Genomic DNA, 15760 nt, shown 5'->3' on the forward strand with positions numbered 1-15760 from the left:
AAGCTATAATGAGTTAGTTGCACTACGACGATTGGTGACTGCCGTCAAGTTTTTTGATCTATGTCTTTAACAACAAGGGAGCTAAACAATTCTCGTGGCAGTATACTGGGCTTGTACCCAGAAACTTTAAATGAGAACCCTCAGTTCCCACCTGGTTTAACCAGGTCATAAACTTAGGTAAAACGGCGTTGTGGTGAACTAAAAAATTTTAGCTCCCCGGTTGATAAAACTGGGGAGCTTTACCTTAAACAGCAAGAAGGCTCACACTGTACCTGTACTCAGGTCAGTGTAGGTAGTTCACGATATATACCTTAAATTTAGAGGTAAAAAGCAAAATACGGAAAGAAAAAGATTTTCCCAATGACAACTGACCAATGACAACTGACCAATGACAACTGACAACTGACAACTGACCAATGACCATTTCTTCAAGTCTGTCATGACTAACTGAAGAAATAAGCTACACTCATTTTAGGGGCGAACTCATACAGTTCGTCACAATACTTCTTGGAAGATATCCCTATCGCAGGAAGTGGGTTGAAGCCCACTTTTTTTATTGAATTCTCCCATGACTCATCCTTTAATACCACAAATTATTGATTTGGCGACACCAGTAGCCGCAGAACTAGGATTGGAAGTTGTTAGTATAGTTTTTCATACGAACCAAAGCCCCCCAGTCTTGCGAGTAGATATCTTTAATCCTCTACAGGACATTGGCCTGGATGATTGTGAAAGGATGAGCCGTGCCGTTGAAGCCTCATTAGATGCGGCCGATATCATTCCAGACGGTTACATATTGGAAGTATCTAGTCCTGGTATTTCGCGGCAACTGGTAACAGACAGGGAGTTTATTTCCTTCAAAGGATTTCCTGTAGTTATTTCTACTTCCCCACCCTCCGAACAACAGCAAGAGTGGATAGGTCTATTGATTAGCCGGGATGAAACTACAGTTTACCTTAATCAAAAGGGTCGTGTAGTAAAAATTCCCCGTAACCTCATTACCAAAGTCCAAATAGATGAGCGTAGCTAATCAATTTTAGATTTTAGACGTTGGATTAGGGACTGGTAAGTGGTAATTGAGAAGAAGTAATTGGGGAAAAGAAAACAATTATTTCTTAACAGTTATCTAATTTTGCTGACTGCTGACTTGACACTCTCCGCTCTAAAGAGATTGTCAATGTATAGTGTTGAGCCGTTAGGCAACATCGGGTGTTTACCTGTTAAAGACATTGTAACACCATAAGTCACTGAGAGATTTATCCCCTCTCTCGCTTAAAAAACACCCAAACATAAAAACCCAAAAAGGTTTTAGATTTTAAGTCTAGGGTCAGAAACGGTAAGTTCTACCGAGATTGCCTGTGGAGCGGAAAAACCTCTTAGAAGCCATTCTAAGACCGTGATGAAGCAGGAAGTAAACACTAAGGTTATCGCTGTCCAGATGTGTCTAGACTTTGGTAATTTTGGGTAAGTTTTATAGAACGGTTTTAAGCCTACTTTCTTATAAAATTTTAGGAGACTGCGTATGTCAATGGTGACTTTATCGGGATTAAAAGAGCTAATTGAAAGTATTAGCCAAGAACGAAACTTACCGCGTTTAGCTGTACAAGCAGCTATTAGAGAAGCCTTAATTAAGGGTTACGAACGTTATCGTCGCGCCCAAAATTTAGAACGCAGACAATTTGATGAAGAGTATTTTAATAATTTTGAAGTAGAACTGGATATTGAGGGTGAAGGATTTCGGGTTCTTTCCACCAAAACCATTGTTGAAGCAGTTGCTAACACTGATCATCAAATTTCCTTAGATGAAGTCCAGCAAGTAGCCCCAGAAGCCCAACTGGGAGATTCTGTAGTATTGGATGTCACCCCAGATCAAGGAGAATTTGGGCGCATGGCAGCCATGCAAACGAAGCAAGTATTGGCGCAAAAACTGCGAGATCAACAACGCCAAATGGTGCAAGAAGAGTTTCAAGAATTGGAAGGCACGGTTTTACAAGCTAGAGTATTGCGATTTGAACGTCAATCTGTAGTTTTGGCAGTTAGTAGCGGATTTGGACAATCAGAAGTAGAAGCCGAATTACCCAAGCGAGAACAGCTACCCAACGATAATTATCGGGCTAATGCTACCTTTAAGGTATATCTAAAAAAAGTTTCCCAAGGGCAGCAACGAGGGCCACAATTGATGGTATCTCGTGCTGATGCAGGTTTGGTAGTTTATTTATTCGCCAACGAAGTCCCAGAAATTGAAGATGAGGTAGTGCGAATTGTGGCTGTAGCCAGAGAAGCTAACCCTCCCTCTCGTTATGTGGGACCCCGCACAAAAATTGCTGTTGATACCCTAGACCGCGATGTAGACCCCGTTGGTGCTTGTATTGGGGCGCGGGGATCACGAATTCAGGTGGTAGTTAATGAATTACGCGGTGAAAAAATTGATGTGATTCGCTGGTCTCCAGATCCAGCTACCTATATTGCCAATGCGTTGAGTCCAGCAAAGGTAGATGAAGTCAGACTCATGGACCCCGAAAGTCGCCAAACTCACGTTTTAGTGGCTGAAGATCAACTGAGTTTAGCTATTGGTAAAGAAGGGCAAAATGTGCGGTTAGCTGCCCGTCTCACTGGTTGGAAAATTGATATTAAAGATCAGGCTAAATATGATGAGGAAGCCGAAAATACTAAATTTGCAGCGGTGAGAGCGCAATATCAATCCCAAAATGATAGGGATGACAGGTCTGACCGAGAAGATGCAATGGCAGAAGAATTAGAATTGGATGAGGATAGATTTGACAATAGCGAGGAAGATTAATTCCCCAAATTTATCTGCAATAATTTGAAAAAGGAAGGGAAGCAGGGAGCAGGGAGCAGGGAGCAGGGAGCAGGGAGCAGGGGGAATATTTCTTCCCAATGACAACTGACAACTGACAACTGACAACTGACAACTGACAACTAACAACTGACAACTAACAACTGACAACAGGCATTAAAAAATACATTGTTTAGTATCCCCAAGATATCTAACTTAAATCTGGCAGAAGACTGATGAAACCGAACTATCGGCGTTGTATTAGTTGTCGTCAAGTCAACTTGAAACAAGAGTTTTGGCGGATTGTCCGCGTCTTTCCATCTGGAAAGGTACAATTAGATCAGGGCATGGGGCGTTCTGCCTATATCTGTCCGCAAGAGAGTTGCCTACAAGCAGCTCAGAAGAAAAATAGACTAGGGAGATCGCTGCATGGAGCAGTGCCAGATACAGTGTATCAAACATTGTGGCAACGTCTAAATCACGGCGATCGCCAAGATCGCATTTAATGGCAACAACTAAAATTGCGATAGTCTCTCAAGATATTATGACAAAAGCCGAACTATTCGGTCTCTGATCATAACCTTTAGTATCGTTCAAGTTAATGCCAAAATAGTAAATGGATGTAACCAGCTTTCTCGATCTCCTTTTTTGGACAAGACGCAAGGCATTACTCCCAACAAGTTTTTTTTGATTGTATTGTGGAAGACTCACAAATCAGCAAAACAAAAAAACCAAAAATGGCGACCTGGTAGCGTCAAATCGCAGTTCTGCATCAACCATCATTCCTGGTGGAGATGTCAGTATTAACCCGAAACATCTCTCTTTCCTAACTGGAGTCACCGGTAATATCACCAAAGGCAACCGAAAAAACAGTGATCAAAGGGTGGAGATGTCACAAACCAGGCAACCATCCGCTAAAACTGTAAATTAAAGGGGAAAGAGTGGATGAACAACGGAAAAGTGAGAATCTATGACTTATCAAAAGAATTGAATTTGGATAATAAAGAGCTACTAGCAATTTGCGACCAGCTCGATATTGCGGTTAAAAGCCATAGCAGTACGATTTCCGAAGCGGAAGCTGAACAAATTCGTAGCGCAGCCGAAAAAGTCGCTGCTACGAATTTAGCCTCAAAAAAGGAACAAAGTACAAATGGCCATAAACCAAATTCATCTCAAAACCGTACCAACGCCCATCACAAACAGCAAATTCTAGAAATTCGCAAACCGAAAATATTGATAAACACTACCACCAACTCAACCGATATCTCAGTTGCTACTGACGCTACTGATGCTAATCCTCCGGCACCTCCAAGGCCTTTTGCTACACCAGTTTCATCTATGAATATAAAGCCGGCGGCACCAACTCGACCAGTACCCCGGAATCAATCTGAGACTCCACTTAAACCTAATCCTACCCAACCAGAACAGGTATCTAATCCTGAATCGGTTACAGAAAAGGTGAGAGCGGAAAAATCAGAGAAAATATCTACTCCCAGAGCCAAACCAGAGAAACCGCAAAAACCCCAGTTGGTTTCTCCTCCTGCTAGAGTAGATGGCGCAAAAGCGGCAGAAACACCAGTTTTAGCAACATCAGAAAAACCTCTTCTCAAACGCGATCGCTCACAGCCTGCTGAAGAAGATCCTCAGCCAGTGAGAAGTAAGGTTAATAGACCTTCATCTGATCAAAGTTCACCATCTGCACCACCTAGACCTAGTCGGGCTAATTCAGGAGCGCCGACAAGACCAGAACAACGCAGTGGTAGACCATCCGTTGGCGGTGATATCCAACGCCCTAGACCTGCCCGTCCCAGTGAACCAGCAGCCATTCCCACGGCAACTCCACCCAGACATCATGCAGGTGGCGCGAAAAAAGAAGGATTGGATGAAATACCAGTAGCACCCGATCTTTTGGATTTAAAACGCCCTACACCCCCTCGTTTGAACAAGGGTGGGAAAAAATGGCAAGAAGAAGAAATCATTGACGAAATCAAAGAAAAAGCGAAGGTTGGACCCAAAGGCAAACGGGTCAAACAAATCGTAGAAGATGATTTAGATGAAGATGATTTAGATGAAGACGGTCTAGAAAATTCCGCAGCCACTCAAGTTAGTCTCTCCATTGCCCGTCCTCCCAAACCCAAAGGGACTCGCTCCGGTATGCCAACTGTAGCGGTTGTGGCTGCTCCTACCACTAGAGGTAAAAAATCTAGTTCTTCCCGTGACCACAACAATCGTCGCCAAGAAAATGTAGAGCAAAAACCAGATCGTCCAGCCACACTAGATGTTACTGGTCCATTAACAGTCCAGGAGTTGGCTGAGTCCCTCGTAATTGCCGATACAGAGATTGTCAAAATCCTGTTTATGAAGGGCATGGCTGTTAGCATCACCCAAAATCTGGATATTCCGACGATTACCCTAGTCGCCAAAGAACTAGAAGTAGAAGTCCAAATTGTCGAACGAGAAGCTGAAGCCCGGAAAGTCACGGAAATGATTGACGTGGCTGATTTGGCTCACCTCATTCGTCGTCCCCCAGTTGTCACCATCATGGGTCACGTAGACCACGGTAAAACCACTCTCCTCGACTCTATTCGCAAAACCAAAGTTGCGTCTGGGGAAGCGGGCGGTATTACCCAGCATATCGGCGCATATCATGTTGATATCGTCCATGAAGGTAAACCACAGCAGATTGTTTTCCTCGATACTCCTGGTCACGAAGCTTTCACAGCGATGCGTGCTAGAGGAGCTAGGGTGACAGATATTGCCGTGCTAGTCGTAGCTGCTGATGACGGTGTTCGTCCCCAAACAATTGAAGCTATTAGCCACGCTAAAGCTGCAAACGTTCCCATTGTCGTTGCTATCAACAAGATTGATAAAGAAGGCGCACAGCCAGAACGGGTTAAACAGGAACTTACCAATTATGGTCTCACCGCTGAAGATTGGGGTGGTGAAACAATCATGGTTCCCGTTAGTGCCATTAAGGGCGAAAACCTCGACACCCTCCTAGAAATGATTATGTTGGTGTCGGAAGTAGCCGAACTATCCGCTAATCCAGATCGGGTCGCAAAAGGAACAGTCATTGAGGCTCATTTGGATAAGGCGAAAGGTGCAGTTGCTACCTTGCTGATTCAAAACGGTACTCTCCACGTTGGAGATATGCTGGTCGCTGGTTCAGCCTTCGGTAAAGTCCGGGCTATGGTAAGTGACCGAGGCAAGCGTGTAGATGTTGCTAGTCCATCCTTTGCTGTGGAAGTATTGGGTTTAAGTGATGTCCCTGCTGCTGGTGATGATTTCGAGGTCTATGAAAACGAGAAAGAAGCTCGTTCTGTAGCCAGCGATCGCGCCGATAAGCAACGTCAGTCTCGATTGTTACAAGGTCGTGTCACTCTCACTACCCTGTCAGCACAAGCACAAGAAGGCGAGTTAAAAGAACTCAACTTGATCCTCAAGGGCGACGTGCAAGGTTCTGTGGAAGCTATTATCGGCTCTCTCCGCCAAATTCCGCAAAACGAGGTCCAAATTCGGATGCTTTTGGCTACGGCTGGAGAAATCACGGAAACAGACATCGACTTGGCTGCGGCTAGTAACGCCGTCATTATTGGTTTTAACACCACTTATGCCAGTGGCGCTAGACAAGCTGCGGATGAAGCAGGTGTAGATGTTCGAGAATATAACATCATCTACAAACTCTTGGAAGATATCCAAGGTGCTTTGGAAGGTTTACTCGAACCAGAGTTGGTGGAAGAACCCTTGGGACAAACAGAAGTCCGTGCTGTCTTCCCAGTTGGTCGTGGCGCTGTTGCCGGTTGTTATGTTCAATCTGGTAAGCTCGTTCGCAACTGTAAGGTGCGCGTCCGTCGCTATAACAAGGTAGTTTACGAAGGTGTTCTCGATTCCCTCAAACGGATGAAAGAAGATGCCCGTGAAGTCAACGCAGGTTATGAATGTGGTATCGGCATTGATAAGTTCCATGACTGGGTGGAAAATGATATCATTGAATCCTACCAATTGGTAACTAAACGTCGGACTCTGACTATGACTAAGTAGTGACGTGCATCCAGCGTTGAGTGCTGAGTTAATGAGTGTTGAATTGAGACTGTTCCGAGTTCAACACTCAAATAATGTAAACTCAGCACTCCGTCCAATAGGAGTTCAGGAGTCAGGAGTCAGGAGTCAGGAGTCAGGAGTCAGGAGTCAGGAGTCAGGAGTCAGGAGTCAGGAGTCAGAAGAAGAATGAAGAATGAAGAATGAAGAAGAAGGAAGGAATGAAAAAGAAGAAGGAAGAAGAAGGAAAAAGAAGAAGGAAGAAGTAAAAACCTGTTCTAGTCCGAGTTTTATTATCAATTCATGTCTTACCCCCTTGGGTTGCTATAAATTTTAAAAAAATTCTCTGTTTAATTAAAAACAAGTTGTTTTAGAAATTTCTCGCATAAAATTCCGCATTTAGTGATGAATGAGACAGAATTTTCAGGTGTAAAACCATTATCTTGAAAGAAGATTAAACAAAAATTTTCAATTTTAGCTTTGGGTGACTAGATTTACGTGTTCCCCTTGTGTGTGAAATAAATTATCAGTCTGAAATCTAAAATCCCAAATTGTCTAATTCTGGAAGTGAAAAATAAGGAATGAGGAATTATGGCTCAATTTCCAACTTCTAGCGATTACGCGCATACTACTGACAGTACAGTCTCTGTCAACGGTGAGCGTAAAGATCACCAATTATCTGCTAATACTCAATTTTGGCATAACCTGAAATACGTGATTTCTGCTAGTTCCGGTTTTCAAAGATGGCAATTAGAATGTAACGCCAAATTACAAAGTTTACGTCTAGATCAACAAGTACAAATGTATTTACGAGAGACTTTAGAAACTTTAGCTTAACCGACAGAAGCCCCACGTCTGACCCGATAGGGCAGCGGGGGATGAATGGCGCGTGAATTGACGACGGTTTTCCGACCAACGCGACAGCAAGGAAGGAAAACATGGAGACAATTCACAAAATTTGTGTTATGAATTGAATATCTCGGCAAGGCGAGAGAATAGCGATAACCAAGCTAGATACATGATCATTTTTGTTGATTAACCTTGATTTTGCCTTTGGAACGAGGGGTCAGCCTATCGCCTTAACATCAGTCTTGTTGTTCTCGAAGAGCAAAAAGCTGTTAACTGGGTAGGAAGCCTATACTTACCCGCAAGGGAAGTGTAGGTAGTTCACCTTATTAACCCTTTGACCGAAAAGACGGGACACAAGCCCCGTCCTTCCGGGACGGCTTTGTGTTAAAATTTGGTCATAGTCGCCATAGGGCATTGGGAGACTTTAAACGGACATGGAGGGACGATAAGACCACTTGTGGCTTGTTCTGGCGATGTGTCAAGTGTTTCCCCGCACCTTCAGGTCGGTGAGTATGTCAAAAATATTTACTCCTTGCTTTCAGCAGGGAAGTTGAGGATAAGATTTCTTATCCTCAATTTTTATGTAGGAGCAATACCTTGTCTATTTCTTGGGTTTCCTTGCGTCAACCCAACCTTGTATCTTAGAGGTATGTTAGAGGATAAAAGTTACTGAACTGTTAAGTTACTTTGTTTTTTTTAATCACAATTTTAGCGGAATAAGTGATAATGATCCGGTATAGTTTGTCATGGGTTTTACAGATGTACATCTGTTACCTTACACTCTTGTGAAAGTACCATCATTAAACACATTATTCACTAAAAAAATGAAAAATCAGGGTTTTCATATTTCTCGTTTATCTTTACAAACCAGCCTGACAGCTTTGTTATTAGTTGCTGGTAGTTCTACCCTCATACTTAGTCAACTTAAAGCTGGTGCTGCTCCAACTTTAACAGCCCAAGTGCCAGCCAATGGCACTGTCATTTACGTTAACTCTGCCACTGGAAAAGATACTGCCGCTAATGGAACTACAGCAGCCCCCTATAAAACCATCACCTTTGCCCTTTCTAAAGCTACAGCCGGGACAGTTGTTCAGGTTGCCCCTGGGAACTATAGTAAAGAGAGTGGTGAAACATTCCCTCTTGTCCTCAATTCTGGAGTGACGCTTCAAGGTAATGAGTCTAACAAGGGTGAGGGAATCTTAATTAGCGGTGGTGGTTATTACACTAGTCGCACTTTTGCCAGACAGGATATTACACTGTTAGCGAATAATAGCACTATTATTACAGGTTTAACTTTTACCAACCCGAATTCCCGGGGAACGGCTGTATGGGTAGAATCCAGTAACCCTGTGATCAAAAATAGCACATTTATTAACAGTGTCAGAGAAGGAATTTTTGTGACAGGTACGGGAAATCCCCAAATCGAAAATAACATCTTTTTGAAAAATAAGGGCAATGGAATTTCTGTAACTAAATCTGCCCAAGGTGTGATTCGTGGCAATTTATTTCAGGATACTGGTTTTGGTGTAGCAATTGGTGGTAGTTCTACACCTTTATTAGAAAGTAACAACATTACCCAAAACACAGACGGTCTTTTTATCTCGGAAACTGCCAAACCTATCCTCCGTAAAAATTCCATTCGCGGTAATAAACGGGATGGTATTGTCGCTACTATTAGTGCAGTTCCTGACCTGGGTACAAGTGAAAATCCTGGTGGCAATCTCATCCGTGATAATGCTCGCTATGATTTGAACAATGCTACTAAAGCTGGCAAAATTGTCGCTATTGGTAACGATATCAACGAGAAGCGGATTTTTGGTGCTGTTGATTTTGTCGCGGCTAAAGTGACTACACCTCCCGATAACAATACTGGAAATACTGGAAACACTGCTTTTAAAGATGTGCAAACAGGTTACTGGGCAAAAGCTTACATTGAAGCTTTAGCTGCCAAAAATATTATCGCTGGTTTTCCAGATGGTAGTTTTAAACCCAATGAACCTGTAACTCGCGCTCAATTTGCTGCTATCATAAATAAGGCTTTTAAACCTTCAGCAACACGCCAAGGGATTACTTTTAAAGATGTTAAAAGCAATTATTGGGCTTATAGCGCCATTCAAACTGCTTCTAGTAGTCCGTTCCTATCTGGTTATCCCGATTTAACTTTTAACCCAGAACAACAAATTCTTAGAGTGCAAGCCTTGGTGGCTTTAGCTAATGGTTTGGGTTTAACTGCGAATGGTCAGACTGTGATTAACGTCTATACTGATGCTAGTCAAATTCCTAGTTATGCAGTTGGTCCAGTAGCAGCAGCAACTTCACGGCAATTAGTTATTAATTATCCCACTGTTAAAGAGCTTGCACCTAAGCGTCAAGCAACTAGAGCGGAAATTGCGGCTTTTGTATATCAAGCCTTGGTTAATGCTGGTCGTGTTCAAGCAATTAATTCTCCATATCTGGTAACTGGCAAGTAGGCAGGGGGCAGGGGAATATTTATCTTCCCAGTTGCCTCTTGTCTGTCATTTATTCCTGCTGTTTTCCCATTTCCAGAGAAACACCATTAACCCAATTACTCCTAGTTGGATGGCGAAATTAGACGCTGCTTGTTCTATATCGCGTCCTGCTAGGAGTTGAAAGAAGAAAACGAATGCACCAATAAAGCCGGAAGCACCGACACCAATATAAATAAATTGCCTTAACCCCCGATAGGGTGCGGCTACTTCGGCTTTGAGACGTTCATATTGTTGGGGGTTGAGATTTTTTGGAGATTTTTGTTCCATCATCAATAAATTATGTTACGATGTTTGACTATGTACGCCGATGTGGCTCAGGGGTAGAGCAACTGATTCGTAATCAGTAGGTCGTGAGTTCAAATCTCATCATCGGCTTTAAGTAATATAACAAGACAAGCAACGGACTGAAAGGTTGTGTCGTGCTAACTCTGACTTTTTTGAACAATATCAGGAGAAAGCAAGGGTTTGGGGGTGTTCAGGAATTGAGGGACGCTGTGAATCAATTGCAAAATTTAGAAGAACAAATAAAATTAAAATGATTTTCTCTGTCTTCATTAAAATTAATTTTAGATTTTTCTCTACCTAAAGTAGTTACGAAAGTTAAACAGCAGATTCAAAAAATTAAGGATGAGTCAAAACAGTTTCCAACTGAAGAACAAATTCACCGCAAAATTGGTAAGGATGAAAAAGCGAAAGGTGATGCTATTTACTGGGCAATTTATAATCTTGACCTGAAAAACCCCAATAATCAGAGGGATTTTGAACATTTACCCCCAGAGCAACTGGTAACTGATATATTAGAGAAAGATCGGCGAGTTGCTGAAATTATGTCTGAGATTAAAGCAATTTTGGAGCAGTAACAATGTTAGGTTTACTAGAAAAGTTGAGTTGCTGGGAAGAATTAACAAGTCAATCAGCATTAGATAATGTTGATTCTGACCAAATTTTACTGATGAGTGGGATTAACTGGAATATATATGAGACAATGTTACAGAGATTTGAAAATACTTCTCATTATCGCTTTAAATATTTAGAAGGTACTTTAGAAATAATGTCTCCTAGTCGTCGTCATGAGTTCGATAAAAAGCTAATCGCTTTATTATTAGAAACTTATTTTATTGGGAAGGATATTGATTTTTATCCTTTAGGTTCAACTACTTTTAGAAAGGAAGCGTCCGCTAGAGGTATTGAACCGGATGAATGTTATTGTTTTGATTCTGAAAAATCCGTTCCTGATTTGGCTATTGAAGTGGTTGTAACGAGTGGGGGAATTGATGATTTATTAATTTATCAAGGTTTGGGTGTGCCGGAAGTTTGGTTTTGGCAGAATCATCAATTTTCATTATATTTTCTGCGGGGTGATAAGTATCAGAAAATATCAAAAAGTGAATTTTTACCGGATTTAGATTTAACTCTGTTAGCAAGTTTACTTTTGTCTGGTGAAAAACCAAAAGATTTAATCTCAAAATTCCGTGAAAATATCCGTCGGGGTAATTAATGAATTGCCCCTACAAATATACAAATAATATAATTCATGTGCTTTTGAGTCTAAATTCCAGTAAAATGATTTACCGAATTTCAAGTAATACTAATCGCAATAAATAAGAGGTTTAGAGATTTATTACCTAATCGCTATATTTCCAACTCCCTGAAATATCAAATTATTATCTACAATTAATCGGTTTGCTATATCTGGAAATTGTTGCTGAAGATAGTTTTTTAATAAATGACTATCACCACCAGTTATCACAATCTGACTATCAGGAAATAACCGCCACCAAGCCTCAATAAAATCCTTTATCCCACTTAATAAAATGTAAATTACTCCACTTTGAATTGCATCTGATGTATTCATGGCAAAACGTGGTGGTAAAGATGTCATTATCCTAGTTTCTAATAATGGTAATTGTCCGGTTTTTTGTCCTAAACTGGCAAATTGTAACCCTAAACCCGGCAAAATTGCCCCACCAACCAAGCATTGATGATTGTCTACACCTGTAAAAGTCAATGCTGTACCCGCATCAATTACTAATGCGGGAAATCCCCAAGTTATTCCCGCACCCCATACAGCTAAAGCCCGATCAATTCCTAGCGTGGGATACATTCCCCCTAATGGTACATCTTCCAAGGTAATCAGACGCAAATGAGGGTAAATTTGCCAAAGTGCGGTTTGACTGGGAACGACAGAAGCGAGAATCAGAGGGATAGGATCATCTGGGATAATGGGAAGATTGGTAGGTAGAGAAATCGCTGTCAACCAATTATCTAAGGTTGGAGATTCAGCTAATTTTTGAATAACAGATGCAGATAGATGAAATGTGTCCCCAGTTGAGTATAATATTTTATCTCTGAACAATGCCCAATGGAGGCGGGAATTACCGACCATTAATACTAAAGAAAGATGCTGTTCCTGTTTTAAGGGCAGATGATTTCTCACACTTTTAATTTTCTCAACTTAGTTATAGGTTTTTTCCTGAAAATATGGCTGGGAAATTTGTGGTAATCTATAGTGTAACTGCCGTACAGGAGTCAGGAGCAAAAATCAAAAAATTCTTTCCCTCGCGTTGCTCCCTACCTCTTCCCTTATTCTCTCAGAAAGCATTAAAATACATGAAGTAAATAGCTTTCACTTTGATTTGCTTTAAGCAAAAATGGTATATGACTGACGTTCCCGCTGCTCGCATTCGTAATTTCTGTATTATTGCTCACATTGATCACGGGAAATCTACTCTCGCAGATCGTTTACTACAGGCGACTGGGACTGTAGAAGATCGACAGATGAAAGAGCAGTTTCTTGATAACATGGATTTGGAACGGGAGCGCGGCATTACAATTAAGCTGCAAGCTGCCCGGATGAATTATACTGCCAAGGATGGTCAGCAGTATGTTCTTAATTTAATTGATACTCCTGGACACGTAGACTTTTCCTATGAAGTGTCGCGCTCTCTAGTGGCTTGTGAAGGGGCATTATTAGTTGTGGATGCGTCCCAAGGTGTAGAGGCGCAAACTCTCGCAAATGTCTATTTAGCCCTAGAGAATAATCTAGAAATTATCCCAGTTTTAAATAAAATTGATTTACCAGGGGCAGAACCAGAACGAGTAATTGGCGAAATTGAAGAAATTATTGGTTTAGATTGCAGTGGCGCAATTTTGGCTTCAGCGAAGGAGGGAATTGGCATTGCGGAGATTTTAGAAACAATTGTCGAACGAGTTCCCCCACCTGCTGATACTGTAAATGAGAAGCTGCGGGCGTTAATTTTTGATAGTTACTATGATAGTTACCGGGGTGTAATTGTTTACTTCCGGGTCATGGATGGAACTGTGAAAAGAGGCGATCGCATCTACTTAATGGCATCTGGTAAAGAATTTATCATTGATGAATTAGGCATTCTCGTGCCAACACAAAAGCAAGTGGAAGAACTTCATGCTGGGGAAGTAGGATATTTAGGAGCATCAATTAGAGCCGTAGCTGATGCCAGAGTAGGAGATACCATTACCCTATGCAAAAACAAAGCCACTGAAGCCTTGCCTGGTTACGCAGAAGCAAATCCCATGGTATTTTGTGGGATGTTCCCCATAGACGCAGATCAGTTTGAAGACCTGCGAGAAGCTTTAGAAAAACTGGAACTCAATGATGCTGCATTAAAATATGAACCAGAAACCTCTAGTGCTATGGGTTTTGGTTTCCGTTGCGGGTTTTTGGGATTACTGCACATGGAAATCGTCCAAGAACGTTTAGAACGCGAGTATAACCTAGATTTAATCATTACCGCACCATCGGTAGTTTACAAAGTTGTCACTAACAAAGGTGAAGAACTGTACATTGATAATCCTAGTCGCTTACCTGAACCGAATGAACGGGACAGAATCGAAGAACCCTATGTCAAAGTCGAAATGATTACTCCAGAAACCTACGTCGGTTCTTTAATGGAGTTGTCGCAAAATCGTCGGGGAGTCTTCAAAGATATGAAATATCTCACCCAAGGACGGACTACACTAACGTATGAGTTACCTTTGGCTGAAGTTGTCACCGACTTTTTTGATCAAATGAAATCTCGTTCTCGCGGTTACGCCAGTATGGAATATCATCTGATTGGTTACCGAGAAAATCCTTTGGTGAAATTGGATATTCTGATTAATGGTGATCCAGTGGATTCCTTAGCGATGATTGTCCACAGAGATAAAGCCTACAATGTCGGTAGAGCCATGGCGGAAAAACTCAAAGAACTAATTCCCCGTCATCAATTCAAAGTCCCCATTCAAGCTTCCATTGGTTCAAAAGTTATTGCCAGTGAAAGTATATCGGCGATGCGGAAAGATGTCTTGGCTAAATGCTACGGGGGCGACATCAGCCGGAAGAAGAAACTGTTGAAAAAGCAAGCCAAAGGTAAAAAACGGATGAAGTCTATAGGTACGGTGGATGTACCCCAGGAGGCTTTTATGGCTGTGTTGCGGTTAGATAAGAGCTAATTCCCAGATTTTTGGTTTATTGCTAAAAACTCGTCTGTATGCAATCGTGAGGGAAATTACAGGCGAGTTTATTGTGAAAATCAGGCAAAAAATGGGTAATACAGCAGATTTCGCTCTAATGAGGTACAAACTTGAATTATGAAACCCTTGTAGTGCGGGCATATTGCCCGCTACTGTAGGTAAGCAGAGGATCTTCTCGTCACTAATTAACTAATAGCAAGATAGTTCTTCCTTATCAATTTCATGATAACATTTTTAAAATTGTTTGTCAACACAATAAAATCACTTTTTTCCCGTTGGCGTTTTTGCGTTTTTTAGCGAAACATTATGGGGTGGTGATGTAAGGAAGGAGGAAGGAGGAAGGAGGAAGCCAGGGAGAGAAGCCAGGGAATAAATTCCCTGTCTTATAGCTAAAGTCGGTTAAAACCGACTGGGGGGTTCAAAAATTATTGGAGATGTCTATTGAATTTACGTTTTGTCCAAACACCAATACCAAAAAGAACTGTACTACTTAATACTGGTAAAGCATCAGTTTCCCAAGGAACGGACTGAATTGTGGCATTACTTAGGGTGAGAGTTGATGGACCTGTTGAATCCCCAGTATCAACAACTCCAATACCGATGTTATAATTTCCCGCAGAAGTGAAGGTATAGCTATAAAGACTATTACCCGTTAAGGTTTGAACATTATTGTTAATCGTTACAAAAGCTTGATCTGTATCTGCACTTGTGAAATTCCAGTTGAAGCTAAACACATCTCCAGCATTGATATTATTAAAGGTACTTTTAATGGCTGAACCATATTGATTGTCTGGAATAGCAGTTGCAAAATTGGTCGCATTGATACCCAAAAATTGCTCTAAACTACCAGCACCACCACCAGTATCAACGGTATTTGTTGTACCTGATTGAATAACTGTGTTGTTACTACTAACATCTCCAATGGAGCTAAAGGTGTTTAAATTAACTAAGTTAATAGAGTAAGCAGGAGTAGAGATTGATATGGCACTGATACCAGAAGCTAGGGTGATACCGATGGTGATCAGAGGGTTTTTGAATTGAGTTAACATAGAGTTCCTGGTAAGTAAGTTGGTGT

The 15760-nt window shown here is 41.5% G+C and carries 14 protein-coding genes, 1 tRNA gene and 1 other RNA gene; 12 read left to right on the forward strand and 4 right to left on the reverse strand.

All coding sequences use genetic code 11. The features are described 5' to 3' along the window. Positions 1–16 precede the first annotated feature (16 nt). Positions 17–201: non-coding RNA, 6S RNA (ssrS, locus tag BMF77_RS05020), on the forward strand. Positions 202–297: 96 nt separating this feature from the next. Here the strand turns inward: ssrS and BMF77_RS27200 are convergent. Further along, on the reverse strand, positions 298–441 hold the full coding sequence (locus tag BMF77_RS27200) for a hypothetical protein (protein ID WP_210422300.1): 144 nt from the start codon (positions 439–441) through the stop codon (positions 298–300). A gap of 127 nt (positions 442–568) precedes the next feature. Between BMF77_RS27200 and rimP the strand changes: the two genes are divergently transcribed. The 8 genes from rimP (at position 569) to BMF77_RS05060 (ending at position 10155) form a co-directional block, all read left to right on the forward strand. Next, positions 569–1030 (forward strand): ribosome maturation factor RimP, encoded by a 462-nt coding sequence (gene rimP, locus BMF77_RS05025; RefSeq protein ID WP_148761132.1) that lies wholly within the window; start codon positions 569–571, stop codon positions 1028–1030. Between the two features lie 492 nt (positions 1031–1522). Then, complete coding sequence (nusA, locus tag BMF77_RS05035) at positions 1523–2800, forward strand: transcription termination factor NusA (protein WP_210422301.1); 1278 nt, start codon at positions 1523–1525, stop codon at positions 2798–2800. A gap of 233 nt (positions 2801–3033) precedes the next feature. Next, positions 3034–3303 carry a YlxR family protein gene (locus BMF77_RS05040; protein ID WP_015083448.1) on the forward strand — a complete coding sequence of 90 codons (270 nt, stop codon included), beginning with the start codon at positions 3034–3036 and terminating at the stop codon, positions 3301–3303. Positions 3304–3742: 439 nt separating this feature from the next. After that, on the forward strand, positions 3743–6838 hold the full coding sequence (infB, locus tag BMF77_RS05050) for a translation initiation factor IF-2 (RefSeq protein WP_148766812.1): 3096 nt from the start codon (positions 3743–3745) through the stop codon (positions 6836–6838). A 31-nt stretch (positions 6839–6869) separates the two neighbouring features. Beyond that, entirely contained in the window at positions 6870–7028 is a 159-nt protein-coding gene (locus tag BMF77_RS26525) for a hypothetical protein (RefSeq protein ID WP_168204398.1), read from the forward strand. A 3-nt stretch (positions 7029–7031) separates the two neighbouring features. Beyond that, complete coding sequence (locus tag BMF77_RS26530; RefSeq protein ID WP_168204399.1) at positions 7032–7172, forward strand: hypothetical protein; 141 nt, start codon at positions 7032–7034, stop codon at positions 7170–7172. Positions 7173–7426: 254 nt separating this feature from the next. Next, positions 7427–7672, forward strand: coding sequence for a hypothetical protein (locus BMF77_RS05055; RefSeq protein ID WP_148761133.1), 246 nt, complete (start codon positions 7427–7429; stop codon positions 7670–7672). An 836-nt stretch (positions 7673–8508) separates the two neighbouring features. Continuing rightward, on the forward strand, positions 8509–10155 hold the full coding sequence (locus BMF77_RS05060; RefSeq protein WP_168204499.1) for a DUF1565 domain-containing protein: 1647 nt from the start codon (positions 8509–8511) through the stop codon (positions 10153–10155). Between the two features lie 45 nt (positions 10156–10200). On the opposite strand, the gene BMF77_RS05065 is transcribed toward BMF77_RS05060, so the two are convergent. Beyond that, complete coding sequence (locus BMF77_RS05065) at positions 10201–10461, reverse strand: DUF3493 domain-containing protein (protein ID WP_371735603.1); 261 nt, start codon at positions 10459–10461, stop codon at positions 10201–10203. 36 nt (positions 10462–10497) lie between these two features. Here BMF77_RS05065 and BMF77_RS05070 point away from each other — a divergent pair. Together BMF77_RS05070 and BMF77_RS05080 are read left to right on the forward strand one after the other, a co-directional pair. After that, positions 10498–10569: transfer RNA gene (locus tag BMF77_RS05070), tRNA-Thr, on the forward strand. Between the two features lie 487 nt (positions 10570–11056). Then, positions 11057–11692: a Uma2 family endonuclease gene (locus BMF77_RS05080; protein ID WP_148761136.1), complete on the forward strand. Its 636-nt coding sequence runs from the start codon at positions 11057–11059 to the stop codon at positions 11690–11692. A gap of 123 nt (positions 11693–11815) precedes the next feature. Here BMF77_RS05080 and BMF77_RS05085 read toward each other — a convergent pair whose 3' ends face one another. Continuing rightward, positions 11816–12631 carry a pantothenate kinase gene (locus BMF77_RS05085; RefSeq protein WP_148761137.1) on the reverse strand — a complete coding sequence of 272 codons (816 nt, stop codon included), beginning with the start codon at positions 12629–12631 and terminating at the stop codon, positions 11816–11818. Between the two features lie 221 nt (positions 12632–12852). Between BMF77_RS05085 and lepA the strand changes: the two genes are divergently transcribed. After that, positions 12853–14664: a translation elongation factor 4 gene (gene lepA, locus BMF77_RS05090; protein ID WP_148761138.1), complete on the forward strand. Its 1812-nt coding sequence runs from the start codon at positions 12853–12855 to the stop codon at positions 14662–14664. A gap of 446 nt (positions 14665–15110) precedes the next feature. Here lepA and BMF77_RS05095 read toward each other — a convergent pair whose 3' ends face one another. Next, entirely contained in the window at positions 15111–15734 is a 624-nt protein-coding gene (locus tag BMF77_RS05095; protein WP_148761140.1) for a PEP-CTERM sorting domain-containing protein, read from the reverse strand. Positions 15735–15760: the final 26 nt, after the last annotated feature.

This window comes from Dolichospermum sp. UHCC 0315A, from assembly GCF_008121535.1.
Classification (GTDB): Bacteria; Cyanobacteriota; Cyanobacteriia; order Cyanobacteriales; family Nostocaceae; genus Dolichospermum; species Dolichospermum lemmermannii.

Excerpts from the sequence above, each read along its gene's own strand:
- rimP (WP_148761132.1), top strand. The coding sequence starts at position 569 with ATGACTCATCCTTTAATACCACAAATTATTGATTTGGCGACACCAGTA.
- BMF77_RS27200 (WP_210422300.1), bottom strand. The coding sequence starts at position 441 with ATGACAGACTTGAAGAAATGGTCATTGGTCAGTTGTCAGTTGTCAGTT.
- infB (WP_148766812.1), top strand. The coding sequence starts at position 3,743 with ATGAACAACGGAAAAGTGAGAATCTATGACTTATCAAAAGAATTGAAT.
- BMF77_RS26530 (WP_168204399.1), top strand. The coding sequence starts at position 7,032 with ATGAAGAATGAAGAAGAAGGAAGGAATGAAAAAGAAGAAGGAAGAAGA.
- BMF77_RS05040 (WP_015083448.1), top strand. The coding sequence starts at position 3,034 with ATGAAACCGAACTATCGGCGTTGTATTAGTTGTCGTCAAGTCAACTTG.
- BMF77_RS26525 (WP_168204398.1), top strand. The coding sequence starts at position 6,870 with ATGAGTGTTGAATTGAGACTGTTCCGAGTTCAACACTCAAATAATGTA.
- nusA (WP_210422301.1), top strand. The coding sequence starts at position 1,523 with ATGTCAATGGTGACTTTATCGGGATTAAAAGAGCTAATTGAAAGTATT.
- BMF77_RS05065 (WP_371735603.1), bottom strand. The coding sequence starts at position 10,461 with ATGGAACAAAAATCTCCAAAAAATCTCAACCCCCAACAATATGAACGT.
- BMF77_RS05055 (WP_148761133.1), top strand. The coding sequence starts at position 7,427 with ATGGCTCAATTTCCAACTTCTAGCGATTACGCGCATACTACTGACAGT.
- BMF77_RS05080 (WP_148761136.1), top strand. The coding sequence starts at position 11,057 with ATGTTAGGTTTACTAGAAAAGTTGAGTTGCTGGGAAGAATTAACAAGT.
- BMF77_RS05060 (WP_168204499.1), top strand. The coding sequence starts at position 8,509 with ATGAAAAATCAGGGTTTTCATATTTCTCGTTTATCTTTACAAACCAGC.
- lepA (WP_148761138.1), top strand. The coding sequence starts at position 12,853 with ATGACTGACGTTCCCGCTGCTCGCATTCGTAATTTCTGTATTATTGCT.
- BMF77_RS05095 (WP_148761140.1), bottom strand. The coding sequence starts at position 15,734 with ATGTTAACTCAATTCAAAAACCCTCTGATCACCATCGGTATCACCCTA.